This is a genomic window from Clostridium sp. 16K-1-R1 (assembly GCF_023921145.1).
In the GTDB taxonomy this organism is placed as follows: domain Bacteria; phylum Bacillota; class Clostridia; order Clostridiales; family Clostridiaceae; genus Sarcina; species Sarcina perfringens.
Window position 1 is genome coordinate 2,395,216 of record NZ_CP046515.1, and the last position, 24,181, is coordinate 2,419,396.

The 24,181-nt window shown below is 28.5% G+C and carries 23 protein-coding genes, 4 tRNA genes and 1 other annotated feature (1 of these 28 cut by a window edge); of the genes, 10 read left to right on the top strand and 17 right to left on the bottom strand.

Features of this window, described 5'->3' with window-relative positions:
- Window positions 1–214 precede the first annotated feature (214 nt).
- Window positions 215–1,195 carry a BadF/BadG/BcrA/BcrD ATPase family protein gene (locus GOM42_RS10575; RefSeq protein ID WP_011590987.1) on the top strand — a complete coding sequence of 327 codons (981 nt, stop codon included), beginning with the start codon at window positions 215–217 and terminating at the stop codon, window positions 1,193–1,195.
- Between the two features lie 132 nt (window positions 1,196–1,327).
- Here GOM42_RS10575 and GOM42_RS10580 read toward each other — a convergent pair whose 3' ends face one another.
- Window positions 1,328–1,882: an NUDIX hydrolase gene (locus tag GOM42_RS10580; protein ID WP_011590988.1), complete on the bottom strand. Its 555-nt coding sequence runs from the start codon at window positions 1,880–1,882 to the stop codon at window positions 1,328–1,330.
- Between the two features lie 164 nt (window positions 1,883–2,046).
- Window positions 2,047–2,601: a hypothetical protein gene (locus GOM42_RS10585; RefSeq protein WP_003451404.1), complete on the bottom strand. Its 555-nt coding sequence runs from the start codon at window positions 2,599–2,601 to the stop codon at window positions 2,047–2,049.
- A 298-nt stretch (window positions 2,602–2,899) separates the two neighbouring features.
- Here GOM42_RS10585 and GOM42_RS10590 point away from each other — a divergent pair, with 298 nt between their 5' ends.
- Entirely contained in the window at window positions 2,900–3,277 is a 378-nt protein-coding gene (locus tag GOM42_RS10590) for a hypothetical protein (RefSeq protein WP_003455018.1), read from the top strand.
- A gap of 107 nt (window positions 3,278–3,384) precedes the next feature.
- On the opposite strand, the gene GOM42_RS10595 is transcribed toward GOM42_RS10590, so the two are convergent.
- The 7 genes from GOM42_RS10595 to GOM42_RS10625 all read right to left on the bottom strand — a co-directional run bounded on the left by GOM42_RS10595 (window position 3,385) and on the right by GOM42_RS10625 (window position 5,794).
- A tRNA-Cys gene (locus GOM42_RS10595) sits at window positions 3,385–3,459 on the bottom strand.
- A gap of 5 nt (window positions 3,460–3,464) precedes the next feature.
- Window positions 3,465–3,538 (bottom strand) — tRNA-Gly (locus GOM42_RS10600).
- A gap of 3 nt (window positions 3,539–3,541) precedes the next feature.
- Window positions 3,542–3,616 (bottom strand) — tRNA-Gly (locus GOM42_RS10605).
- A 5-nt stretch (window positions 3,617–3,621) separates the two neighbouring features.
- Window positions 3,622–3,697: transfer RNA gene (locus GOM42_RS10610), tRNA-Phe, on the bottom strand.
- 60 nt (window positions 3,698–3,757) lie between these two features.
- Complete coding sequence (hslO, locus tag GOM42_RS10615) at window positions 3,758–4,717, bottom strand: Hsp33 family molecular chaperone HslO (RefSeq protein WP_003454848.1); 960 nt, start codon at window positions 4,715–4,717, stop codon at window positions 3,758–3,760.
- A gap of 15 nt (window positions 4,718–4,732) precedes the next feature.
- Complete coding sequence (locus GOM42_RS10620) at window positions 4,733–5,470, bottom strand: class I SAM-dependent methyltransferase (RefSeq protein WP_011590989.1); 738 nt, start codon at window positions 5,468–5,470, stop codon at window positions 4,733–4,735.
- Window positions 5,471–5,521: 51 nt separating this feature from the next.
- Entirely contained in the window at window positions 5,522–5,794 is a 273-nt protein-coding gene (locus GOM42_RS10625) for an alpha/beta-type small acid-soluble spore protein (protein ID WP_011590990.1), read from the bottom strand.
- A gap of 201 nt (window positions 5,795–5,995) precedes the next feature.
- Between GOM42_RS10625 and GOM42_RS10630 the strand changes: the two genes are divergently transcribed.
- The 3 genes from GOM42_RS10630 to dapB all read left to right on the top strand — a co-directional run bounded on the left by GOM42_RS10630 (window position 5,996) and on the right by dapB (window position 8,710).
- Window positions 5,996–6,973 (top strand): aspartate-semialdehyde dehydrogenase, encoded by a 978-nt coding sequence (locus tag GOM42_RS10630; RefSeq protein ID WP_003468781.1) that lies wholly within the window; start codon window positions 5,996–5,998, stop codon window positions 6,971–6,973.
- 24 nt (window positions 6,974–6,997) lie between these two features.
- On the top strand, window positions 6,998–7,873 hold the full coding sequence (gene dapA / locus GOM42_RS10635; protein ID WP_011590991.1) for a 4-hydroxy-tetrahydrodipicolinate synthase: 876 nt from the start codon (window positions 6,998–7,000) through the stop codon (window positions 7,871–7,873).
- 72 nt (window positions 7,874–7,945) lie between these two features.
- Window positions 7,946–8,710, top strand: a complete 765-nt coding sequence (dapB, locus tag GOM42_RS10640; RefSeq protein ID WP_110077226.1) for a 4-hydroxy-tetrahydrodipicolinate reductase — start codon at window positions 7,946–7,948, stop codon at window positions 8,708–8,710.
- Between the two features lie 293 nt (window positions 8,711–9,003).
- Here the strand turns inward: dapB and GOM42_RS10645 are convergent, their stop codons facing one another.
- Window positions 9,004–10,146 carry an aminotransferase class I/II-fold pyridoxal phosphate-dependent enzyme gene (locus GOM42_RS10645; protein WP_011590992.1) on the bottom strand — a complete coding sequence of 381 codons (1,143 nt, stop codon included), beginning with the start codon at window positions 10,144–10,146 and terminating at the stop codon, window positions 9,004–9,006.
- Window positions 10,146–10,682 (bottom strand): cob(I)yrinic acid a,c-diamide adenosyltransferase, encoded by a 537-nt coding sequence (locus GOM42_RS10650; RefSeq protein ID WP_003451437.1) that lies wholly within the window; start codon window positions 10,680–10,682, stop codon window positions 10,146–10,148. The genes GOM42_RS10645 and GOM42_RS10650 overlap by 1 nt, the downstream gene beginning before the upstream one ends.
- A gap of 193 nt (window positions 10,683–10,875) precedes the next feature.
- Here GOM42_RS10650 and dapD point away from each other — a divergent pair, with 193 nt between their 5' ends.
- The gene (gene dapD, locus GOM42_RS10655; protein ID WP_003454957.1) at window positions 10,876–11,586 is read left to right on the top strand and encodes a 2,3,4,5-tetrahydropyridine-2,6-dicarboxylate N-acetyltransferase; all 711 of its coding nucleotides are present in this window, start codon (window positions 10,876–10,878) and stop codon (window positions 11,584–11,586) included.
- A 49-nt stretch (window positions 11,587–11,635) separates the two neighbouring features.
- On the opposite strand, the gene GOM42_RS10660 is transcribed toward dapD, so the two are convergent.
- Together GOM42_RS10660 and pdaB are read right to left on the bottom strand one after the other, a co-directional pair.
- Window positions 11,636–12,292: a single-stranded DNA-binding protein gene (locus tag GOM42_RS10660; protein WP_003454917.1), complete on the bottom strand. Its 657-nt coding sequence runs from the start codon at window positions 12,290–12,292 to the stop codon at window positions 11,636–11,638.
- Window positions 12,293–12,407: 115 nt separating this feature from the next.
- Window positions 12,408–13,184 (bottom strand): polysaccharide deacetylase family sporulation protein PdaB, encoded by a 777-nt coding sequence (gene pdaB, locus GOM42_RS10665; protein WP_003455022.1) that lies wholly within the window; start codon window positions 13,182–13,184, stop codon window positions 12,408–12,410.
- 107 nt (window positions 13,185–13,291) lie between these two features.
- On the opposite strand from pdaB, the gene GOM42_RS10670 reads away from it, so the two are divergent.
- The 3 genes from GOM42_RS10670 (at window position 13,292) to GOM42_RS10680 (ending at window position 16,587) form a co-directional block, all read left to right on the top strand.
- Window positions 13,292–13,822, top strand: coding sequence for a DUF4364 family protein (locus GOM42_RS10670; protein WP_003451559.1), 531 nt, complete (start codon window positions 13,292–13,294; stop codon window positions 13,820–13,822).
- A gap of 65 nt (window positions 13,823–13,887) precedes the next feature.
- On the top strand, window positions 13,888–14,994 hold the full coding sequence (locus GOM42_RS10675) for an AI-2E family transporter (RefSeq protein ID WP_003454728.1): 1,107 nt from the start codon (window positions 13,888–13,890) through the stop codon (window positions 14,992–14,994).
- Between the two features lie 171 nt (window positions 14,995–15,165).
- Window positions 15,166–16,587 (top strand): LCP family protein, encoded by a 1,422-nt coding sequence (locus GOM42_RS10680; protein ID WP_011590993.1) that lies wholly within the window; start codon window positions 15,166–15,168, stop codon window positions 16,585–16,587.
- Between the two features lie 54 nt (window positions 16,588–16,641).
- On the opposite strand, the gene GOM42_RS10685 is transcribed toward GOM42_RS10680, so the two are convergent.
- Window positions 16,642–17,283, bottom strand: coding sequence for a hemolysin III family protein (locus GOM42_RS10685; protein WP_003454985.1), 642 nt, complete (start codon window positions 17,281–17,283; stop codon window positions 16,642–16,644).
- Between the two features lie 125 nt (window positions 17,284–17,408).
- On the opposite strand from GOM42_RS10685, the gene GOM42_RS10690 reads away from it, so the two are divergent.
- Window positions 17,409–17,903, top strand: coding sequence for a cupin domain-containing protein (locus GOM42_RS10690; RefSeq protein ID WP_011590994.1), 495 nt, complete (start codon window positions 17,409–17,411; stop codon window positions 17,901–17,903).
- A gap of 111 nt (window positions 17,904–18,014) precedes the next feature.
- Here the strand turns inward: GOM42_RS10690 and GOM42_RS10695 are convergent, their stop codons facing one another.
- From GOM42_RS10695 to GOM42_RS10705, 3 genes are all read right to left on the bottom strand, one after another.
- Window positions 18,015–19,574, bottom strand: a complete 1,560-nt coding sequence (locus tag GOM42_RS10695) for a ClC family H(+)/Cl(-) exchange transporter (RefSeq protein ID WP_057231771.1) — start codon at window positions 19,572–19,574, stop codon at window positions 18,015–18,017.
- Between the two features lie 110 nt (window positions 19,575–19,684).
- On the bottom strand, window positions 19,685–21,007 hold the full coding sequence (locus GOM42_RS10700; protein WP_041702759.1) for a folylpolyglutamate synthase/dihydrofolate synthase family protein: 1,323 nt from the start codon (window positions 21,005–21,007) through the stop codon (window positions 19,685–19,687).
- 289 nt (window positions 21,008–21,296) lie between these two features.
- Window positions 21,297–23,939: a valine--tRNA ligase gene (locus GOM42_RS10705; protein ID WP_011590997.1), complete on the bottom strand. Its 2,643-nt coding sequence runs from the start codon at window positions 23,937–23,939 to the stop codon at window positions 21,297–21,299.
- Window positions 23,940–24,171: 232 nt separating this feature from the next.
- Window positions 24,172–24,181, bottom strand: a binding site (T-box leader) (it continues 203 nt past the right edge of the window).

A 24,181-nucleotide genomic window follows, 5' to 3' on the forward strand; every position in this document is an offset into this window, starting at 1 on the left:
AAAATAGCATATAAATATTATTTTTTATATTTATCACCTTTATTGTTACAACTTAAATATATATTTTTCAGATAATAAGTGGATAAATTTAATATTTACTGAATTATTATTTAATTTAATTCATACTTTTCCATTCCCATTGATTATACATTTAATAATATAGTAAAATAAAACCAAGTGGTAATTACAACTATGTATTAAGAGGGGGAAAAGTATGTTTTATTTAGGTATTGATGCAGGTGGAACAAAAACATCATTTATGCTTATAAACCATTTAGGAGAGGTTTTATCAACTTATACTAGTGGTACATGTCATATACATCAAGTAGGTTTTGATGGTTTTAGAAAAGGTATTCAAGAAGGTATTGATAAGATTTGTAATGAAATTAATATATGCAGAGATGATCTTAGTTACTCATTTTTAGGTTTACCTGCTTATGGTGAGAATGAAAGTGAAAAATTAAAAATGAACTCTATAATAGCTGAAATCTTAGGAGAAAATAAATTTTCTTGTGGAAACGATGTAGAAGTTGCCTTAGCTGGCTCCTTAGCTGGTCAACCAGGAATATGTATAATTCTAGGAACAGGAGCAATTGCCTCTGGTATAACTAATGATTTAAAAACAGCAAGAACTAGTGGATGGGGATATATATGTGGTGATGAAGGTTCTGGATATTGGATTGCTAAAAAAGGGGTTGAAATCTTTGGAAAACAATCTGATCATAGATTAGAAAGAACTGCCCTTTATGATATATTTAAAAATGAATTAAAACTAGAAAATGATTTTGATTTAATATTCCTCATAAAGGATGAATATAAACAAGATAGAACTAAAGTTGCAAATCTTGCAATGTTAGTTTACAAAGCTGCTCTTAAAGGAGATAAATATGCTTTAGATATATATAGACAAGCTGCTAAAGAATGTCTTCTAATGGTAAATGGATTAACTAATCAACTTGAATTTACAGGAGTATTAAATATCTCTTACTCTGGTAGTGTATTTAACTCAAAAGAATTTATCTTAGACCCACTAAGAAATTATCTTCAGGATAATTATACTGCTTTTAATCTAACAGCACCTATACTTCCACCAATTAAAGGCGCTGCATTAAATGCCTTAAAACTTCACAAAGGAGAAATTCCAGAAGGTGTAGTTCATAACTTAGCTAAAGAACCAAAAGAAATTTTAGTATAATAATATATTTTAAAAGGAGCATTATGAAAATAACTCACTAATAAAGTTTATAAATAGTATGAAGAAAAACTCTTAACACATTTATAAATTTTATCTTGAAATTTCATAAAGCTCCTTTAATTTATTTATAATCTACATAAAGCTTAAAACCAATGCAGTTTTTATTGATACATTATTTTCTTTAACAAAGTTTTTAGCCTCTTTTATAGGCACTTTAATAACTTCTATTTCTTCATTTTCTTCTAAATTTTCTATTGAAATAGTTCCATAAACCTTCATTTTAACCACAGCTACAGATTCATCAGACATACCTACTGACGTATAGCTAGGCTTTATTAAATATTCACTTTCACTAGCTAAAAGTCCAGTTTCTTCAAAAAGCTCTCTTGTAGCAGCCTTTATTGCATCTTCTCCATTGTCTATAAGTCCAGCTGGGAATTCATATATATAATCATTTATAGCAGGTCTAAATTGCTTTAACAGAACAAACTCATCATTTTCTGTTATTGGAATTATCATAACACCATCTGCCTTATCATGTTTATTTACAACACAGCTTAAATCTTTTTCTGTTCTTCTACTTGCTATAAAGTATTCCTTAGAATTTCCAACCTTATTCTCAATATCTAATTTATATAAGTTTAAAAACTTGCAATCAGTTAATTTTTTTATATCCTTTATTTTCATATTAATACTCCCCTCATATTTTCACTTTTAATTAAGTTTTAAATTAATTAAAATTTAATTACAACTTTATTTTAAATAGTATATTTTAATTTTACACATAAAAAGGATAAATATAAAGTTTCCTTTATATCTATCCTAAAAATCTAATTAATTTCTCTTTAAACTTAAGATTCATTTTTTAAAGTATTATTTTCCTCATCTTTATTAAAAATTATTTTATCTTCTTTACTAATTTTCATAATTATATTTCCACTTGAAAATCTTATATTAAATTCACTTTTTAGTGGATTAATAAAATTCTCTTCCCAAAACCATATATACTTCCTAATAGTACTTCTTATTGTATTATATAATTCTAACTTTGCCATCTCATTATTTTTTAAAGAAACACTTTCTTTATTTTTTTCTACATTTTGGTCCCCTACTAAAAATTCTATATAAATCAATTCATTTTTACTTTTTATATAAAAGCCGTCACTATTACAATCTATAAAAGTAACTTTATCATCCATTAACCTTATAGTATTTTTTATCAATTCCCTTAACCTCATCTTCTCTAGATCAATCCTACTTTCAAAGGAACTTATTCTTAAACTTAAATATGGAGTTACCTTCCATCCCCTATTTATCTTTGATTTATTTTTATTATTTTCTTTATTATCCCTTAGAATTAAATAAGTTAAACATAAAGATAAAACAATTATAATAGCTAAAAACATCTTTACTCCCCCTACTAAGTTTATTTATATATTATATCTATTTAAAATATAATTAATACATTATGTATCCTAATTTTCAATATATTTACAAAAAGCATTTTTAATGTTAAATTAATTATTTATACTAATAAATTCTCAAAATATTAATGTACTTTTCTTATGATATAAAACATATTATATTGTAAGTTGTAATTTAATATATTATATGCTTTTTAAGGCACTTTATTGATACTTTATTCCATGATTTGTAAACCTTTACTATTAGTTTATAATTTTATCTGTAGGGGGTATTTTTATTATGAAAAAAGTTGTGAAACTACAAAAAGAAATTACTAATGACTTGGGAGATAAAGAAAAGTTAGATCTGCTAATAGCTATTGATAATGTAAGGTTAATTCAATATACTTGTCCTTCTAATGAATTTTTTTCAGTATCTCATAAGGATTTAATTGTATATAAAGAGAATAATACTCTTAAGATTTCTGAAAAACCTATAAATAAAGATGTAATTGCCGTTTTAACTTGGTTTAAATATAAAGACACTCAAATAATCAAACTTTTCATAAAGGATTCTTCTATAGCTAATGAAGAACTCTACCATATTACATTAAGAAAAGTATTTAAGGAAATTAAATTCTCTAACTTTGGTGAAAAGCTAATAAAATCTTTAATTTAAAAAGACTCTATTTTTAAAATAATATTTATATCTATATATTAATAAATCAACACTATTTTAAAAGAGCATAAAAAAACATCTATAAGAAATCTTATAGATGTTTTTTATGGAGGCGCCACCCGGATTTGAACCGGGGAATAAAGGTTTTGCAGACCTCTGCCTTACCACTTGGCTATAGCGCCATATATGGAGCGGGTACCGGGAATCGAACCCGGGTATCCAGCTTGGAAGGCTGGTGTTCTACCATTGAACTACACCCGCATTTGGAGCGGAAGACGAGACTCGAACTCGCAACTTTCACCTTGGCAAGGTGACACTCTACCATTGAGTCACTCCCGCAATAATGGTGGCTCGAGCAGGAATCGAACCAGCGACACGAGGATTTTCAGTCCTCTGCTCTACCGACTGAGCTATCGAGCCAAATGTCTTGAGCTCTTCAAGACATTTATTATTATATTAACTTAAAATTAATTTGTCAACTTATTTTTTATTTTTTTCTTCTTTTTCTTTCTCTTCTGCTTTTTTCATTTCTTCTGAAACTTCATCAGCAATAGATTTTTCTTTTTCTTCTAATAATTTTCCTATATCTTCTTTTGTAAACTTATATGCTTTATTACAGAAGTGGCATTTTAATTCCTCTTCTTTACCTTCATCATATAATTCTTTTAAATCTTTGTATCCTATGCTTAATAATGCTCTCTCTACTTTTTCTCTTGAGCAATCACATTTATATTTTGGAGTTTCTTCTTCTAATATCTTTAAATCCATTCCATCAAAAATGAATTCTATAACTTCTTCTATTGTTTTTCCTTCTGATAGCATTGTAGTTAATGAAGGAATCTCATCTAGTCTATATGTTAGTAAGTCACCTAAAAGTTCATCCGCTCCTGGTAATAATTGAATTATAAATCCACCAGCTTTTTTTATTGAATGATCTCTATCTACTAATACTCCTAGGGCAACTGCTGAAGGTATTTGCTCTGAAGCTGTAAAATAATATGCTAAATCCTCAGCTATTTCTCCACTATATATAGGAACTTGTCCTACATATGGATCTTTTAATCCTAAATCTTTAATTACTGTTAATCCACCATTTTTACCAATAGCTTCACCAACATTTAATTTACCATTTTCTGTGTTTAAAGGTAAATCAACATGTGGATTTCCTATGTATCCTTTAACACTACAATCTGAGTAAGCAGTTACAGTAACCCCTTTAGCCATTCCTCCACCATTTATTTGTAAAGTTACAACTTCTTTATCTGATTTTAACATTGCTCCCATCATAGTACCTGCTGTTAACATTCTTCCTAAGGCAGCAGCAGCTGTAGGTGTACAATCATGTATTTTTGAAGCCTCATCAACTAACTCTGTAGTTTCTGTTGCAAATATTCTTATCATGCCATCTTTAGCTATGGCTCTTATTAATTTATCACTCATAATTTAATCCCTCCGTTATTTTTTTACTATATAAACTATTCTCTCAGTATCTGGTGTTACTTCATCATCTGTATAACCATTATGCTTTTCTACTATTTTAAAACCTATTACATCAAGAATATATTCTATTTCACTTTCCTTATAAGCTCTTTCTTCATGAACTTCTGTGAATCTTTCATACTTTTCTCCATCTTTCACAAAGAAATTTAAATTCATCTCTACTATTTCATCCTCAAAAATATTTTCCCAAGCATAAAATAATTCTTCACTATCATATGTGTAGACATTGTTGCCTAATACTTCTGATATTTTATAGTATGAATTTATATCAAATATAAATAAACCATCCTCTTTTAAATGATTATATACCCCTCTTAAATAATTTTCTACACTTTCATCATCTAAAATATAATTTGTTGAATCTAAAACACATGTTATTAAATCAAACTTTCTATTTAACCCTAACTCACACATATCTTGGCAAACTATCTTACCTCTAACTCTATGTTCTCTAAGCTTTTTATCTGCTTCTATAAGCATATCCTGTGAAAGATCAACAAAATAATTTTCTTTGAAGGATTTTCCTACATGAACACCAACATTTCCTGTTCCACAAGCTAAATCTAAATACATTTCTTTATTAATATTATACTTATCACATTTTGATAAGGCGTATTCTGCTATGTTCTCATAGTTTACATCTTCATATATAAGTTCATCATACACTTTTGCCATCATCTTATAACTCTTCATAATAATTTAAATCCCCCATATATTATTCTACCTAAAAATTATATACTTTTTTTACTTTTCGTCAACGTGAGTTTTTTTCCTACCTAATATTTCATCATTACTAGGTAATTTAAGTTCTTTTTTTCTCTTAGTCATTAACCCACCAATTCTTCCTGTTTCCTCAGCAGTTAATCCTCCCCATCCAAATTTATCAACCTTATCACTTAATCCTAATTCACCAGCTATTTCATATTTCATCTTTTCTCTTAATTTTTCTGCTGGTGTTAATTCCTTATTAGATTTTATTTTTCCTTTTATAATTTTTTTTAATGGTGTCTTGCTCATATTCTTCCCCTACCTTAAATTTATTTTTAAAACTATTATTCCCCCTATAAGCTTAAATATTCATATTTAGTCAAATATGAAAGTTAACTTACTCAAATCCTTCAAATTAATCATAAAATATACTTGATAAAGTGTTTATCATTGAACTATATTTAATATATAGAAATAGAATATATTAAGATTATATTTAGGAGGTATATTGTGTACAATGTAGCAATAGTTGGGGCAACAGGAAATGTTGGAAGAAAATTCCTTGAAATCCTAGAAGAAAGAAATTTCCCCGTTAAAGAATTATATTTATTCGCATCAAAAAGATCAGCAGGAAAAACTTTAAAATTTAAAGGTGAAGATGTATTAGTTGAAGAATTATGCGAAGCTAATATTGAAAACAAGAAAATAGATTTTGCATTATTCTCAGCAGGCGGAAGTGTAAGCTTAGAATTTGCTCCTATTTTCGCAAAACATGGAGCAGTGGTTATAGATAACAGTAGTGCTTGGAGAATGGATAAAGAAGTTCCTTTAGTAGTGCCAGAAGTAAATCCAGAGGATGTAAAATGGCATAAAGGTATTATTGCTAATCCAAACTGTTCTACAATTCAAGCTATGGTAGCTTTAAAGCCACTATATGATAAATATGGTATAAAAAGAATAGTTTACTCAACTTACCAAGCAGTTTCAGGAGCTGGAATTCAAGGTATATTAGATTTACAAGAAGGAACTACAAAGAAATTCCCATATCCTATATTAGGTAATGTAATTCCTCATATAGATGTATTCTTAGATAATGGATACACAAAAGAAGAAATTAAAATGATTGAAGAAACAAAGAAAATACTTCATGATGATAATTTAAGAATAACTGCTACTACAGTTAGGGTACCAGTTTTAAATGCTCATAGTGAAAGTATAAATGTAGAGCTTAATTCTGAATTTGAACTTGAAAATGTTATAGATTTATTTAATAGTTCTAAAGGAATAATAGTTCATGATGATGTAGAAAACTTAAAATACCCTACTCCACTTGAACTTAGTGGAAAAGATGAGGTCTTTGTTGGAAGAATAAGACGTGATTTCAGCTTAGATAATGGTCTTAACCTTTGGGTTGTGGCTGATAATATAAGAAAAGGGGCAGCTCTTAATGCAATTCAAATTGCTGAAATACTTATAAACGAAAAATAATTTATTTTTTTGGAGGTAATACGTATGTTTAAAGGGTCTTGTGTAGCTTTAATAACACCATTTACTGAAGATGGCGTTAATTATGAAGAGCTAAGAAAATTATTAGAATGGCACATTAAAAATCATACTGACGCTATTTTAGTTTGTGGAACTACAGGAGAAGGTTCTACTATGACTTTAGAAGAAAAGAAAGAAGTTATAAAATTCTCTGTGGAAGTTGTAAATAAAAGAGTTCCTGTAATAGCTGGAACTGGAACAAATAATACTAAGGCTTCAATAGAATTAAGTAAATATGCTGAAGAAGTTGGCGCTGATATGGTATTAATAATAACTCCATATTATAATAAAACTTCTCAAAAAGGATTATATGCTCATTTCAATGCTATAAATGATGCAATAAATATTCCTATTATGCTTTATAATGTTCCATCAAGAACTGGAATGAATATAACTCCATTAATGCTTGATAAACTTGCAGATTTAAATAATGTAGTTGCTATAAAAGAAGCTAGCGGAGATCTTTCACAGGTAGCTAAAATGGCTGAATTATGTGGTGATAGAATTGCTATCTATTCAGGTAATGATGATCAAATAGTTCCAATTTTATCCCTAGGTGGAGCTGGTGTGGTTTCAGTTTTAGCAAATATTCTTCCTGAAGAAACTCACAATATATGTGAAAAATATTTCTTAGGAGAAGTTATTGAATCACGTAACCTTCAACTTAAATATCTTTCATTAGCAAATTCTTTATTTATAGAAACAAATCCAATCCCAGTTAAAACAGCTATGAATTTAATGAATTTTAACTGTGGACCATTAAGATTACCATTATGTGAAATGGAAGATTCTAATTTAGTAATATTAGAAGAAAACTTAAAAGCTAATGGTTTAATAAAATAATCTATTATATAATAAGCATAATCGCCTTTAGGTGGTTATGCTTATTTAAAACTAATATCGGAGGTACCAATTATGGTTAAAGTTATATTAAATGGTTGTTCAGGAAAAATGGGTAGCGTAATTTCAAACTTAGCTGAAACAAAATTTCCTAATGTTGAAATAGTTGCTGGTATAGATAATAACACTAAGGCTCAAAGACCTTACCCAATCTTTGCAAAACCAGAAGATTGCAATGTTTCCTATGATGTATTATTAGATTTTTCAAGAGCTGATGCTTTAAAAAGCTTAGTAGAATTTTCAAAGAAAACTAAAAAACCACTTATACTATGTTCAACAGGATACACTGCTGAAGACTTAAAATTTATAGAAGAATCTTCAAAAGAAATCCCTCTATTTAGATCTGCTAACATGAGCATAGGTATTAATTTAGTAAATAATTTATTAAAGAAAGTAGCTCCAGTTCTTTATGAGAACTTTGATATAGAACTTGTAGAGAGACATCACAGTCAAAAAGTTGATGCTCCAAGTGGAACTGCCCTTTTATTAGCTCATACTATTCAAGATTCTCTTAAGGAAGAAACAAAATTACTTTACGGAAGAGAAGGAATTGCTAAAAGAGAAAAAAATGAAATCTGTGTAAATACAGTAAGAGGTGGCGGAATAATAGGAGACCACGAAGTTATTTTTGCTGGTGATGGTGAAGTTATAGAAATAAATCACAAAGCTATTTCAAGAGATGTTTTCGCTATAGGTGCTTTAAAAGCATGTGAATACATGGCTGATAAAACTAAAGCTGGAAAATACTCAATGGATGATGTTTTACAACTAAACTTCTAATAAAACCTTTATAAAATGCTGAAACACTTTTTGTTTAAAGTATCATTAATTTCTATGTACGAATTTAAAGATCTGAAAGAAGATTTTAAAAGATTATATACTCTTTTAGAACCTTTCAATTTAAATTATTCATAAGAAATAAAAATATTTAAAACAAAGTAAAACAATAAAACTTATAAATATATTTTGAGAATTATTTTCTTCTCTTAATACTATTTATAAGTTTTATTTTTAATTTTATATAACTTATTTTATTTTTACCTTTTTAAATTATCTTTTATTTAAGACATAGTTTACTTTTTTAAAGTTTTTACAAAAGCCTCTAATTTATCTAAAGCTCTTTCAAGTTCATCTTTGCTATAACAGTAAGATATTCTAATATATCCTTCTCCACCTTTTCCAAAGGCATCTCCTGGTACACAGGCAACTTTGCCTTCTTCAAGTAATCTATGACAAAATTCTTCTGATGTTAATCCAAACTTACTTATATTAGGATAAATATAAAAAGCTCCTTTAGGTTTTTCCACTTCTAAGCCCATACTTTTTAATCTTTTATAAGTAAAATTCATTCTTTCTTTAAAAGATTCCTTCATATTTTCAACATCATTCATACAAGATTTTAATCCTTCTAAGGCTCCCCATTGAGAAATAGATGTTGCACATGAAGAATTATATTGATGAACCTTTATAATTTGATCATATATTTCCTTAGAACATGCTACATATCCAATTCTAAGACCTGTCATTGAAAACATCTTAGAGAATCCACTTACATATATTATTTTTTCTTTTATATCTTTGCATTGAGCTACAGAATAATACTCCTCTTCAAAACAAAGAGATGAATAAATTTCATCAGTTAATACCAATATATCATTTTCTTTTATAATCTCTATTAACTCATCTCTACTTTTTTTACTAAGTAATGCCCCTGTAGGATTACATGGATAAGAAAGAACTAAAAGTTTTCCCCCTTGTTTTATTCCTTCTTTTAAACTTTCTATGTTAACTGAAAAATCTTCATTTAAATCGTAATTTATAACTTCACATCCTATTATTTTGCTTATGCTTTCATAAGCTGGATATGCAATTGATGGAACTAAAACCTTCTCTCCAGAATTTAAAAGGGCTGTCATAGCTGCATATAAACCTTCACTTCCACCTACAGTTATAATTATTTCATCCTTACTAAAATCAATGTCAAAATTATTTTTTAATAAGCTTGATATTTCTTCTCTTAATTCAACTATACCAGCATTAGCTGTATATGTTGTCTTTCCTTCTTCAATAGCCCTTATCATAGCTTCTTTAACCTTTTCTGGAACAGGAAAATCTGGCTGTCCTAGAGTTAATGATATAGCCTCTGGGAATTTTACTACTTCATTATAGAATTTTCTTATTCCTGATATTTCTACCCCAATAACATTTTTATTCATTAAAATTCTATCCCCTCTCTAGCTGGAACTCCTTTTTTATAATAATGTTTAATTTCTCTCATCTCTGTTATTAAATCAGCTTTTTCCATTATTTTTTCTGGTACATTTCTACCTGTAAGAATTAATTCCATATCTTTAGGTTTCTTTTCAATTAATTCTACAATTTCATCTTCTCCTATGAATCCTCCAGAAATTGAAGCCATTACCTCATCTAAAATTAATATATCACATCCTCTATTTTCAACTAGTCCTTTTACAAAATCAAAGCCTACTCTAACTTCTGATTTTAACTGAGCTAACTCTTCCTCATTTAATTCCCAGGTAAATCCTTTAACCTTTTCAAATCTTAATATCTCTAAGTTATCAAATCTTTTAGCAGATTCTAACTCACCTGTTTTCCATGATTTAAGGAATTGAACCACCTTTACTTCCATTCCATCACCTGCAGCTCTAAAAGCTAATCCCATTGCTGCTGTAGTTTTTCCTTTTCCATTTCCAGTATATACTTGAACATATCCTTCTTTAAGTCTTGCCATATTTTATCACTCCTTTAAATTATATTTTATAATATATTTGATTTTTTAAACAATCTATTTATTAAATAATATAAATTTTACGTTTTTCTCTTTTATTGATAATCATTTTTGTTTATAATAATTTATATTGTATGTTATATTTTAATAAATATATAGACAAAATGCATTATAAATAGAAAGGATGTAATTTAATATGAGTTATAACTTTACAGATCCATATGAAATTGCTAGATTCATAAAGGAAGTAAAAAAATCAACTCCTGTTAAAGTTTATCTTAAAGGTAACTTAGAAGGTGTAGAATTAGGTTCAATAGAATGTTATGGAAATAATGATTTCTATGTATTATTTGGAGAAAGTGATGAAGTTGCTACTTTCTTAACAGAAAATAAAGATAAAATAGTAAGCTTTAGACTTGAAAATGATAGAAGAAACTCAGCTATTCCAATGTTAGACCTTTTAAACATAAACGCTAGAATCGAACCTGGCGCAATAATAAGAGACAGAGTATCAATCGGAGATAATGCTGTTATAATGATGGGTGCTGTCATAAACATAGGAGCTGAAATAGGCGAAAGTACAATGGTAGATATGAACGCTGTAATAGGTGCTAGAGGAAAACTTGGAAAAAGAGTTCACTTAGGTGCTGGAGCTGTTGTTGCTGGAGTTTTAGAACCACCTAGCAAAACTCCATGTATAATAGAAGACGATGTTTTAATAGGAGCTAATGCTGTTATCCTTGAAGGTGTTAAAATTGGAAAAGGCTCAGTTGTAGCTGCTGGCTCAGTTGTAGTTGAAGATGTACCAGCTGGCGTAGTTGTAGCTGGAACTCCTGCTAAAATTATTAAATCTGTTGATGAAAAGACTAAAGATAAAACAGAAATATTAGATGATTTAAGAAAATAATAAAAAATAGCCATGAGGATTTATTCCCATGGCCTTTTTATTAAAACTTTTAAGAAATTTCTTCACCTGATTCATTTTGTTCTGATTCAACAGATACTTTTTCCATTTTAGAAATTGAAACCTCATATGCTATTTTCTTAACAACTTCAGTTTCAGATATTTTCTTTTGATATTCTCTACTTTGAAGTCTTCCCCAAATTCTTATATTATCCCCTACTTCTAATGTTTTACAGAATCTTGAGTTTCTTCCCCATGCTATAGTTGGGATATAATCTGATTTATTATAAGATCTATTTACAGCTAATAATAAGTCAGCAATTTCTCTTCCAAATGGAGTTGTTCTATAAACTGGCTCCTTACAAATAAATCCATCTAAGAAAATCTCATTAGGATTTTTACTTCTTTCTTCACAGTATTCTATATTTCTTGCAAAAACTGTTAAGATAAGCTTATTATTTCCATCTATAAATTTGTTGTAACTTCTTAATTGTCCTTCAACTACTATTTCAGTTCCAATTTTTAAATCCATAGTGGTTATTAATCTTTCTGATACAGTAATATTTAATAAGTCCTTTGAATCACTTAATCTCATAACCTCTAAGTTAAATGTATAGAAACCCTCTCCATACATCTCGTGACTGAACTCTAATTCTGAAACTACAGTTCCTTCTAAATAAATTTTGTTGTTTAACATTAAATTATCCATTTTAACCTAAACCCCTCTCCCCATTAGTATTTAATCATATAAGTTTAATATGTTTTTTATATTTATCTGTATATCCAATAACTATTTCCATTATAATACATTTTGTTCAACGATTTCAACTATTATTTTGTTTCGTTTTAATTAACAATTGTTTTCCATTGTCATCTATTTCGTAACTATTTTCATATATTATGTCGCTTATTTTAACAAATTCATATCCTTCTGATTTTAATTTTGGAATTATTTCCTTAAGATTCTCTACAGTATATTTACCATTATTATGATATAAAAGTATTGACCCACCTTTTACATTGTCAATTACCTTTTTATATTCCCTCTCTTTACTCTCTCCTTTCCAATCCACACTATCAACATCCCATTGTATACTTTTATATTGTAATCCATGAATAACACTTAAACTTTCTTGGCTATATGAACCACTAGGAAATCTAAATAAATTAGTCTTTACTCCAACTTCCTTTTCTATTATTTCTTCTGTTTTTTTAACCTCTTCAATTATTCTCTCTTTTCCTATATTCTTAAAATCAGGATGTACATAACTATGATTTCCTATTTCGTGTCCTCTCTTATGAATTTCTACTAACTTTTCTCTATTACCTTCAGGATATATTACCCACTTACCCATTATAAAAAATGTAGCTTTTACATTATTTTCATCTAGTAAATCTAAAATTTCATATAAATAATCATTTTCTGCCCAATTCACATCAAAGGTCAGAGAAATTTTTTTATCCTCTCTATCCACACAATGAATTGGCTTATTATCTTTTGCAAAAACATTAATAGGCAATGTAAATATGGCAATAATAACAACTAAAGTAATGGTAGTAATAAAGTTTTTACAAATAAAAAAATTATTATTTTTTTTCAAAGTATTCACTCCTTAATATTTAATATTAATCAAATAACTTTATTATCTTAAAACATATATGGTATAATAGGATTATTATTTCAAAACAGTTATGGAGGAAAACATAAATGTATGATAGCACATTAGAATTAGCTGAGAATAAATTACTTCTTTTATATATAATAAAGTCAATAAAATATCCTATATCTAACACACAATTAACAGATATAGTTTTAGAAAATAGTTTTATAAATTATTTTATGTTACAACAATATGTATCTGAATTAATTTCTTCTGAGTTCTTAGAATATAAAACTCAAGATGATGATAAAGAAATCATAGTACTTACGGAAAAGGGAGATAAGGTACTATTCTTCTTTAAAGATAGAATATCTCCAAACAAATTAAAACTTATAGATGAATATGTACGCAAGCATGTTGAAAAAATAAAAAAAGAATTAAGTATATCTGCTGATTATACTGTTGGAGAAGACAGTTCTTTCATAGTAAATCTTAAAGCAATAGAAAATAATACTATTCTAATTGATTTAAATGTAAGCGTTCCTTCCAAAACTGAAGCAAAAGCTATTTGCAACAAATGGGAAAACAATTCTTCCGATATATATAACAAAATAATTCATGCTCTTATAGAAGATTAATAATCCTGCTATTATTATTAGCAAAAATCGTTATAAAATTTATATAATTTAGGGGGAAAACATAATTGTTTAAAAAACATAATTTTCACTTTAATTGGCTCCCACTAATATTGATATCAACAGTTTCAATCATGTTAATTTTTAATATTAGGAGCATTTTAAGTGAAGGTATTAGACCATTTTTATCAGTTTTAACACCATTTTTTTGGGCTTTTGGTATAGCTTATTTAATAAATCCTCTCATGATGCTTATAGAAAAGAAGTTTAAACTTAAGAGAGCTTTTTCCTTAATGATAAGCTATATTTTAGTTATAATATGTGTTTACATATTAATTGCAATTATTGTTCCTACAATATTTGATAGTTTGTCAGAATTATTTAGTAATCTTAGTGAATATGCATCCTCTGCTGAAAGTTGGATTAATAACACCTTAGCAAGTATGAATGTTCCTTTAGATTTAAATCATTTAAATACTTCTGCTACGGAATTTATTTCTAAGACATCAACCTTACTATCTAATATAGTAGGTAGCTTGTTAACTCAAACTATAAAAATAACTTCATCTGTTGTTAAATTTGTATTTGGATTTATTATTTCCATATACATGTTAATGGATAAGGAAACTTTAATTGAAGGGTGTAAAAAAATTATAATTGCAGTTATGCCATCTGAAAAATCTTCAGAACTTTTTATTAGTTTCATGGCAGAAGCTCACAATATCTTTAGTAGATTTATAATAGGTAAAATTATAGACTCACTTATAATAGGAGTGCTTTGTTACATAGGTTTATTATTAATGGGTACTCAGTATGCGGTGCTTATTTCTTTCATAGTTGGATTAACAAATATGATTCCATATTTCGGTCCATTTATAGGAATGATTCCTGCATTTTTATTAACACTTATTGTTCAACCATCTATGGCAATATGGGTTCTTTTATTCATATTCATCCTTCAACAATTTGATGGTTGGTACTTAGGTCCAAAAATATTAGGAGATCAAGTAGGTGTTTCTCCACTATTTATAATATTCGCTGTTACAGTTGGTGGTGGAATATTTGGTGTTTTAGGAATGTTCTTAAGTGTTCCTATAATAGCCTTAATAAAAATATATACAGAAAAATTCATTGAATACAGATTAGAAAATAAAAAACAAAACTTTAGTGAATAATATAAAGGGGATATTTTATAATATCCTCTTTATTTTTTTATATTTATTATTTAACTAATTGTTAATAATTATTTAAATATGATGTTCTAAAATAAATATTATGTTATTATTAAATAATTAAGTTTTAGCTACTCATTAAAACGTTTAAACAAATCATAAAAAGGAGTACTTATGGATAAAAAGAAACACTTTAATTTTAGTAAAAAACAAAAAATAACTATATTTTCTTTATTAGCTATCCTTATATTAATCGCATCTGTAGTAGGCTTTTTTGTTTTTAGATTTTACAACCACTCCTACGAAGGAAATACGGATCCTGCTAAAGTTAATACTGTAGATGAAGATATTAAGTTTAAAGAGGTTCCAGGAATAACAAATATTCTTTTGCTTAGTAGCGATGCTAGACCTGGAGAAGATGTATCTAGATCGGATTCTATAATGATCTTAACAATAGATAATATCAATAAAAAGTTAAAAGTAACTTCTTTAATGAGAGATATGTTAGTAAAAATAGATGGTCACGGAGAAGAAAAGTTAAATCATGCCTTTGCTTATGGTGGTCCTACTAAAACAATTGAAACTATTCAAAATAATTTCGGAATAAAATTAAATAATTATGTAATCGTAGATTTTAATGCTTTTGTTAAGGTTATAGATGCTATAAACGGAATTGAAGTAACAGTTAAAGATTATGAACTTGATGAACTTAATAAATATATTTTAGATGGTGGCGGTTCTGAAGAAGATTTACTTCCTTCACCTGGAACTTATAATCTTAATGGTTATCAAGCCTTATCTTATGCTAGAATTAGAAAAGTTGGTAATGGTGAATATGAAAGAACTGAAAGACAGAGAGCTGTTCTTCAAATCGCTTTAGAAAAAGTTAAAGATATGTCAACAGTTAAACTTGTTTCCCTGCTTAATGAATTATTCCCATATGTAAAAACTAATATTTCCTTAGGAAATGCTATGGATTATGGATTTACAGCTTTAAATGTAGGTAAAAAGTGTAACTTTGAAATAGAACAATTTAGAGTTCCTCTAGATAGTATTTCAAAAGGTGGAATCATTAATAATAAGGGTTGGGTCTTTGTTATTGATAAGGTAGAAACATCAAAGGCTCTTCAAGAGTTCATATTTAATGACAATAAAAATTATGAGCCTGATACTAGTAATTTTGACTCTATAATAGAACAATACTTTAATGACTATGATATTAAAGATGATACTACTCACCCAGATTATGAATATGTACCTAGTATAAATACTAATGGAAATTTTGAAAAACCTAAAAATAATTCTGGCAATAGTAGTAATAATAATTCTAATAATAAAGTAGAAAAACCTTCTAACCAAGGAAATAGTGTAAATTCTTCTAATAAACCAAGTAATGGAAGCACTTCTACTGGTAATAATTCTACAGAAAAACCTAATACTTCAGAAAAACCAAGTATTCCTCAAGAAACTCCAACAGAAAAACCGTCTGAAAATAATGGTTCTAGTGGAAATGGAGAATCCTCTAACACGCAATCTAATAATGGAAATACTTCTTCTAAAAATAGTAATAATCAAAATAATACTGAAGGAAATTAATAAAGAGCTATATAGAACTAATAACTTAGATTCTATATAGCTTCTTCTTTGTTATTATAAATATAATATTACAGAGAAAAAGTGACTTATGCTTCCTCCCATTACAAATAAATGCCAGATAGCATGATTGTATGGCATTCTATCTAAAACAAAAAATATACATCCTAAGGTATAAAACAATCCACCTATAAGAAGCCAAAAGACGGCCATATGAGGTACTCTTTGCCATACATCCTTAACTACAAAGATAACTGACCACCCCATAAAAATATATAATAGGGTTGATAGATTCTCAAACTTATTTATACAGATAAATTTAAATACTATTCCTAATATGGTCATTACCCAAATCATAATAAATATTGCCATAGCTTTTTTATTATCTCTTAAACATACTAATACATAGGGTGTATAAGTTCCTGCTATTAAAAGATAAATAGATGAATGGTCAATTATCCTTAAAAACCTCTTTACTTTTTTATTAGGAATACTATGATATAATGTTGATCCTAAATAAAGTAAAAATAAAGTTATTCCAAATATAGTGAAACTTATTATCTTATAAAAATCTCTACTTAAAGATGAGAAAACTATAAGTAAAACAGCTCCCACTATGGCTAATACCACTCCAATTCCGTGGGTTATGGCATTAGCAAATTCCTCTTCTCTAGTATAAAAATTTAATTCTTCACTCACAATTACCGTCCCCCTTCCTTTCTCATGTTATTATATGCATATTTTAAATTTATATTTGTAATTATACTATTTATGATTTATGATTAAACATGTTTAGAAAAATTATTTGAAAGGTGGTTTTTAATATGAATCATTCAGCTGAATATTTTATAAAATCATTAAATATGACAGCACATCCTGAAGGTGGATATTTTAAAGAATCCTTTATTTCACCTAGCAAACTTGCTCCAAATACTTTACATATAAATGAAGAGCGTTTACTTTGGACTAGCATATATTTCTTATTAAGAACTGGAGAAGTTTCAAATTTTCATAGATTAAAATCTGATGAAATGTGGTATTTCCACGCTGGAGAATCCTTAACAATTTATATGATAAGCCCTGATGGTGAACTTATAGAAAAACAACTAGGATTAAACATAGAAAAAGGAGAAACTCCTCAAGTTTTAGTTCCTAAGGATTATATATTTGGTTCTGCTATGAATAATGAAGGCTTCTCCCTAGTTGGTTGTATGGTAGCACCTGGCTTTGATTTTAAAGACTTTGAACTATTTGAAAGAGAAGATTTGCTTGAAAAATATCCAAACTATAGAGAAGTAATAGAAAAATTAACTAGATAAAAAACTTTTATAAAAATAAAAAACTTACAAATTTACTTAAAGAGTTACCCTATTTCTTTAAGAATTATTTGTAAGTTTTTTATTAGCTTTTAATTTGATGTATTTTATTAATTAAATTTCACAATATGTTTTTTTTGATATTTCATCATAGTACTGAGCTTGTTTTTCTTTGCTAAATATTACTTCTAACACATCTCCAGCCTGAATTTTAACCTCTCCATTTGGTATAATTTCCTCTGCTCCTCTAAAAATAGTTATTATTAAACTACCCTCAGGCCATTTAACATCTTTTATAAGTTTTCCATCTAATTCAGAACCAATCTTTACTTCAAAATCAAAAATTTCTTTTTTCTTTACGCCAGTATTAAACTTAATATTCATTCTTTCTAATAATTTCTCTAATAAACTTTCATAAATAGGCTTATTATTAAGCATATCAGAAACTAAATATGCCACAGTAACTGTTATAGCCACTGGTAATAAGTGTTTAAAAGTTCCTGTCATCTCAGTTATAAGCATTAATCCAGTAATAGGAGCCTTAACTATTGATGCAAATTGTGCTGCCATAGCTAGCACTATAAAGTTGACTATTAAGGAATCACTTATTCCTAAATATTTATTTAAAAGTAATCCAAATATTGCTCCTACTAAAGCACCTATGGCTAACAAAGGAAAGAATATTCCTCCTGGCACTCCTGAGGAATAACTAAAGAATGTAAATATAAATTTTATTACTAAAATTACTATTAAAAGTTTTATTGCAATATTATTTCCTATTACACTTTCAATTAAAGAGTCTCCCCCATCAATTGCTTCTGGAATTGTTAAGGCTAAAATTCCAACCATAACAAAAGGTATTATTGTTTTAAATTGAATAGGAATTTTTTTCAAAGTCTTTACATAAAAATCCTGTGTTTTTAAAAGTCCTTTATTAAAAATCCATCCTGTTACTCCTAATATGGCTCCTAATATTAATAATGTCCAATAATATTGTATTGGCAATGAATTTATAGGTGGTATTTTTATGCAAAAATCATTTCCTAAAATAAGATTATCCACAAAAACTCCTGTAAGAGAAGCTGAAAGTGCAGCCAACATAACTGGCAGTGAAAAACTTCTATGTACTTCTTCAAGAGCAAATATAGCTCCTGATAAAGGGGCATTAAATATTACAGCAAGACCTGAACTTGCTCCCCCTGTTATTAATAATCTCTTTTCAAAGTCACTTCTTTTAAATATTTTAGCAAAGCCTTCTCCTATTGAAGCTCCAATTTGAACTGAGGGCCCCTCTTTACCTAATGAAAGACCAGATGCCATACATATTATTCCGCCAATAAACTTATCTTTAAATACTCTTAGCCAGTTTACACTTATTTTTCCACTTAACTCCCCTTCTACCTGTGGAATACCACTTCCACCTATCATAGGATTCTTTTTAACTATAATTCCAACTATAAACCCTAAAAATATAAGAACTAAAAATAAAGGAATTATAAGCTTTGGATTTTCTCTTGTATATGAATATACCTTGTTAAAGCCTTCCATTCCAAATCCTATTATGGTCTTATAAATCATTATTACAATTCCAACAATTATGCCCACTAATATTCCTTGTACTATTATTTTAAACTCTAAATTATTTAATCCACTTATCTCTTTATCCTTATCCATATTAATCACATCCATAATATTTTATGAATAAATTATATACCTTTTGTTAACAATAGTTCAAATTTTAAATTCCTCATTTATCCAGTTAAATACAATTTATCTACTTAAGTTTAATACTTTATACTTCTTAAGGATGTATTCTCATTATTTCTTATGGCCTTTCTCATATCTCCAACCATGTATAAAGAACCACAAATTAATAATAAATCATCCTCATTAGTAAGAGAATATGCCTTATTATAGGCCTCTTTATAATCCTTAAATTTAAAAACTTCTTTTACATATTTTTTAACTTTAATATATAAATCTTCAATATCCTCTGCCCTATCACTATGAGGTTCAACTATAACTACCTTATCTACTCCTCTAGTTATTTCTTCTACCATTTCATCTACTTGTTTATCACCTAGAACCCCTAATATTAATGTTATATTTTTAAAATTAAAATATTTATCTATACTATTTCTCAAGTTTCTTATTCCATCAATATTGTGAGCTCCATCTATAACAACTAAGGGATTTTCATTTAATACTTCCATTCTTCCAATCCATCTTACTTTTTTAAACCCTTCCTTAATAGCTTCATTACTTATGTTTACTCCATTATTTCTTAATTTAATTAAGGTTTTTAATGCCACTAAGAAATTCTTTACTTGATGATCTCCAAGTAAACCTAAATCTATTTTTAAAATTTCATCTTCTAGTGAAACTTCTATTTTCTGAATATGTTTTTCTTTATCTATAATTATATTTCTTATGTCTTCAGTATTAACAACCTCTAAATTACAACCTAATTCATTACATCTCTCTTTTATTACTTCTAAAGCCTTTTCTTCTTGTGGATAAGATATTACAGGTACACCACTCTTTATTATTCCACACTTTTCCTTTGCAATTTCCTCTATGGTATTTCCTAAAATATTCATATGATCTAGGCTTATTGAGGTAAGTACAACTACCTCAGGAAGGACCACATTAGTTGCATCTAATCTTCCCCCTAAACCAACTTCTAAAACAGCATAATCAACTTTCTTTTTAGAAAAATAATAAAACATTAAAGCAGTTATTATTTCAAACTGAGTTGGACTTTCATAGCCAAGCTCCATAACTTTATCTATAGCCTTTTTAACATCTCCCATAAGAACTGCTAAATCATCTTTATCTATATTCTCCCCATTAATCTGTATTCTCTCTTCAAATTCTTCTAAATAAGGAGAGGTATACATTCCAACCTTAAAGCCAGCTTCCTTTAAAACTGAACTTATCATAGCAGTAGTTGATCCCTTTCCATTTGTTCCCCCAATATGTATAAACTTAGTATCCTTATGAGGATTCCCTAAAAACTCCAAAACCTTTTCTATTCTATCTAATCCTAAATTCATTCCAAACCTTGATGCAGTAACAATATACTCCATAGCTTCATCATAATTCATCATTCCTATAGCCCTCCTTAAAATATATAAAGAAAGTGTATCACAAAGTGCTTAAATAATAAAACTTATAAATAGTATGAAGAGAATATCTGTGTAAGCTTTAGAATTTAAGCAATCATGGAGAGAACTTTGCGTTAAGAAGATTGAATGTCCGACGCGGAGCTAGTTTTCAATCTTTAGGAAAGTTCTCGGAATGACTGCTATAAATTCTTAGCGAAACACAGTAATTCTCGGAATATATTTATAAGTTTATTTAGCACTTTAGATACACTAAAGTTTTCTTGTTATATTATTGTAAAGCTTCTATTCTTTCTAGAACAGCCTCTAACATTTCTTTGTATTTAACACCTTTTGCTCTTTCTTCATTAACAACAGCCTCTGGTGCTTTGCTTACGAATCTTTCATTAGAAAGTTTCTTCTCAACTCTTAAGATTTCTCCTTCAAGTTTAGTTTTCTCTTTATTTAATCTTTCTAACTCTTTTTCTCTATCAACTAAGTCAAGTAATGGTAAGAATAATTCTCCACCCTTAACAACTACTGATACTAAGTTATTATCTAAGTTATCCTTATTATCTAAGAAAGTAACTTCTGATGCAGATGCAAGCTTTTCTAAGTAAGCTCCACCATTTATAAATGCATCTTTAGCCTCTTCTGAAGCGTAAGCCATAACCTTAGCTTTTCTTGAAGGTGGTACATTCATTTCAGCTCTTAAGTTTCTTAATGATCTTATAGCTTCCATTATGAATGTCATGTCCTTCTCAGCTTTTTCGTTATTTAAAGCTTCATCATATGTTGGCCAAGTAGCTATTGTAATTGACTCAGTTTCTGTGCTTAAGTGAGTATATATTTCCTCAGTTATGAAAGGCATTACTGGGTGTAATAATTTTAATCCTGTATTTAATACAGTGTAAAGTACGTTAAATACTACTCCCTTAGCTTTTTCATCATCACCATATAATACTGGTTTAACTAATTCTATATAGTAATCACAGAACTCTGTCCATAAGAAATCATGCACTTTTTGAAGAGCTATTCCTAACTCATATTTTTCCATGTTTTCTGTAACTTCTTTGATTAATGAGTTCATTCTTGATAATATCCACTTATCTGCTAAGCTATACTCTTTGCAGTCTTTATATTTATCCATAAGCTCTCTATCTAAGTTCATCATAACGAATCTTGAAGCATTCCAAATCTTATTAGCAAAGTTTCTTGCAGCTTCAACTCTTTCAGGAATGTATCTTATATCATTTCCTGGAGCATTTCCTGTTACTAACATGAATCTTAATGCATCAGCACCATATTCATCTATAACTTCTAATGGATCAACACCATTTCCTAAAGATTTACTCATTTTTCTTCCTTGAGCATCTCTTATGATACCGTGAATTAATACTGTATCAAATGGAGTTTCTCCCATGTTGTGGATACCTGAGAATATCATTCTAGCAACCCAGAAGAATATTATATCGTATCCTGTAACTAATGTTGATGTTGGATAGAAGAACTCTAAATCGTCAGTTCTATCAGGCCATCCTAAAGTTGAGAAAGGCCATAAAGCTGAACTAAACCAAGTATCTAGAACGTCTTTATCTTGTTCTATGTTCTCTGATCCACACTTACAGCACTTAGTTGGATCCTCTAATTCAACCATGATTTCTCCACAATCTTTACAGTAGAATACTGGTATTCTGTGTCCCCACCATAATTGTCTTGAAATACACCAATCTTGAATGTTTTCCATCCAGTTGAAGTAAGTCTTTTCAAATCTTTCAGGAACGAATTTAGTTCCTTTGTTTCTAACAACCTCTATAGCAGGATCTGCTAATGATTGCATTTTTACATACCATTGTTTTGATATGATTGGCTCTACAACTGTACCACATCTATCGTGAGTACCAACATTGTGAGTATGAGGTTTTATTTTAACTAATAATCCTAACTCTTCTAAGTCAGCAACCATTTGTTTTCTAGCCTCATATCTATCTAAGCCTTTATATTTTCCACCTAAGTGGTTTATTACACCGCTATCATCCATAACTCTTATTTGTGGTAAGTTATGTCTCTTACCAACTTCAAAGTCATTAGGATCATGAGCTGGAGTTATTTTAACTGCTCCTGTTCCAAATTCTACGTCAACATAGTCATCAGCGATTACAGGTATTTCTCTATCAGTTAAAGGTAACTTTAACATTTTACCTACTAAGTGAGCATATCTTTCATCACTTGGGTTAACTGCTACGGCACTATCTCCAAGTAAAGTTTCAGGTCTAGTTGTAGCTATTTCTAAGAATTCCTCTGAACCAACTACTTGGTATTTAATATGCCAGAAGTTTCCTTCTTTTTCTTCATACTCTATCTCAGCATCTGATAAAGCAGTTTGACATTTAGGACACCAGTTAGTTATTCTGTTTCCTTGGTATATTAAGCCTTCTTTATATAATTTAACGAATACATGTCTTACTGCCTTACTTAAGTTTTCATCCATTGTGAAAGCTTCTCTTGTAAAGTCAGCTGAGCATCCCATTTTCTTAAGTTGCTCTCTTATTCTTTCTCTATATTCATCTGTCCATTCCCAAACTTTTTCTAAGAAAGCTTCTCTTCCCATTTCTTTCTTATAAAGACCTTCTTTTAAAAGTTCATTTTCAACTTTAACCTCAGTTGCTATACTAGCATGGTCTTGTCCTGGTAACCATAAAGTGCAATATCCTTGCATTCTCTTAAATCTTATAAGCATATCTTGAAGTGTGTTATCAAGTGCATGACCTAAGTGTAATTTACCAGTTATATTTGGTGGTGGCATTATTATAGTGTAAGGTTTTTTACTCTTATCTATTACAGGAGTAAAATACTTCTTTTCTTGCCAATTGCTATAAAGTCTTTCTTCAAACTCTTTAGGATTATACGTTGTAGAAATATTCTTATTATCCATTAGACTAACCTCCTTAAAACTTAAACACAATTTTATGTATTTATATAAAACATTCCAAAAACTATCTTGAAATGCCTTTTAACAATTATTTTTTATTTATGGTGTATTTTAAATGAATATTTATTTAGCTAGCCCTTTATATTTGTATTAGGGTTCTCTCTAAAAACAAAGACTGATTTAAAACATTCTTTATTTAAAAGTAATTTTAGGCAATAAAAAAAGCCCTCATCCATAAAAGGACG

Excerpts from the sequence above, each read along its gene's own strand:
- GOM42_RS10575 (WP_011590987.1), top strand. The coding sequence starts at position 215 with ATGTTTTATTTAGGTATTGATGCAGGTGGAACAAAAACATCATTTATG.
- GOM42_RS10680 (WP_011590993.1), top strand. The coding sequence starts at position 15,166 with ATGGATAAAAAGAAACACTTTAATTTTAGTAAAAAACAAAAAATAACT.
- hslO (WP_003454848.1), bottom strand. The coding sequence starts at position 4,717 with ATGAGTGATAAATTAATAAGAGCCATAGCTAAAGATGGCATGATAAGA.
- GOM42_RS10590 (WP_003455018.1), top strand. The coding sequence starts at position 2,900 with ATGAAAAAAGTTGTGAAACTACAAAAAGAAATTACTAATGACTTGGGA.
- GOM42_RS10690 (WP_011590994.1), top strand. The coding sequence starts at position 17,409 with ATGAATCATTCAGCTGAATATTTTATAAAATCATTAAATATGACAGCA.
- GOM42_RS10705 (WP_011590997.1), bottom strand. The coding sequence starts at position 23,939 with ATGGATAATAAGAATATTTCTACAACGTATAATCCTAAAGAGTTTGAA.
- dapA (WP_011590991.1), top strand. The coding sequence starts at position 6,998 with ATGTTTAAAGGGTCTTGTGTAGCTTTAATAACACCATTTACTGAAGAT.
- GOM42_RS10620 (WP_011590989.1), bottom strand. The coding sequence starts at position 5,470 with ATGAAGAGTTATAAGATGATGGCAAAAGTGTATGATGAACTTATATAT.
- GOM42_RS10645 (WP_011590992.1), bottom strand. The coding sequence starts at position 10,146 with ATGAATAAAAATGTTATTGGGGTAGAAATATCAGGAATAAGAAAATTC.
- GOM42_RS10585 (WP_003451404.1), bottom strand. The coding sequence starts at position 2,601 with ATGTTTTTAGCTATTATAATTGTTTTATCTTTATGTTTAACTTATTTA.
- GOM42_RS10670 (WP_003451559.1), top strand. The coding sequence starts at position 13,292 with ATGTATGATAGCACATTAGAATTAGCTGAGAATAAATTACTTCTTTTA.
- GOM42_RS10580 (WP_011590988.1), bottom strand. The coding sequence starts at position 1,882 with ATGAAAATAAAGGATATAAAAAAATTAACTGATTGCAAGTTTTTAAAC.
- GOM42_RS10660 (WP_003454917.1), bottom strand. The coding sequence starts at position 12,292 with ATGGATAATTTAATGTTAAACAACAAAATTTATTTAGAAGGAACTGTA.
- dapD (WP_003454957.1), top strand. The coding sequence starts at position 10,876 with ATGAGTTATAACTTTACAGATCCATATGAAATTGCTAGATTCATAAAG.
- GOM42_RS10700 (WP_041702759.1), bottom strand. The coding sequence starts at position 21,007 with ATGAATTATGATGAAGCTATGGAGTATATTGTTACTGCATCAAGGTTT.
- GOM42_RS10650 (WP_003451437.1), bottom strand. The coding sequence starts at position 10,682 with ATGGCAAGACTTAAAGAAGGATATGTTCAAGTATATACTGGAAATGGA.
- GOM42_RS10625 (WP_011590990.1), bottom strand. The coding sequence starts at position 5,794 with ATGAGCAAGACACCATTAAAAAAAATTATAAAAGGAAAAATAAAATCT.
- dapB (WP_110077226.1), top strand. The coding sequence starts at position 7,946 with ATGGTTAAAGTTATATTAAATGGTTGTTCAGGAAAAATGGGTAGCGTA.
- GOM42_RS10695 (WP_057231771.1), bottom strand. The coding sequence starts at position 19,574 with ATGGATAAGGATAAAGAGATAAGTGGATTAAATAATTTAGAGTTTAAA.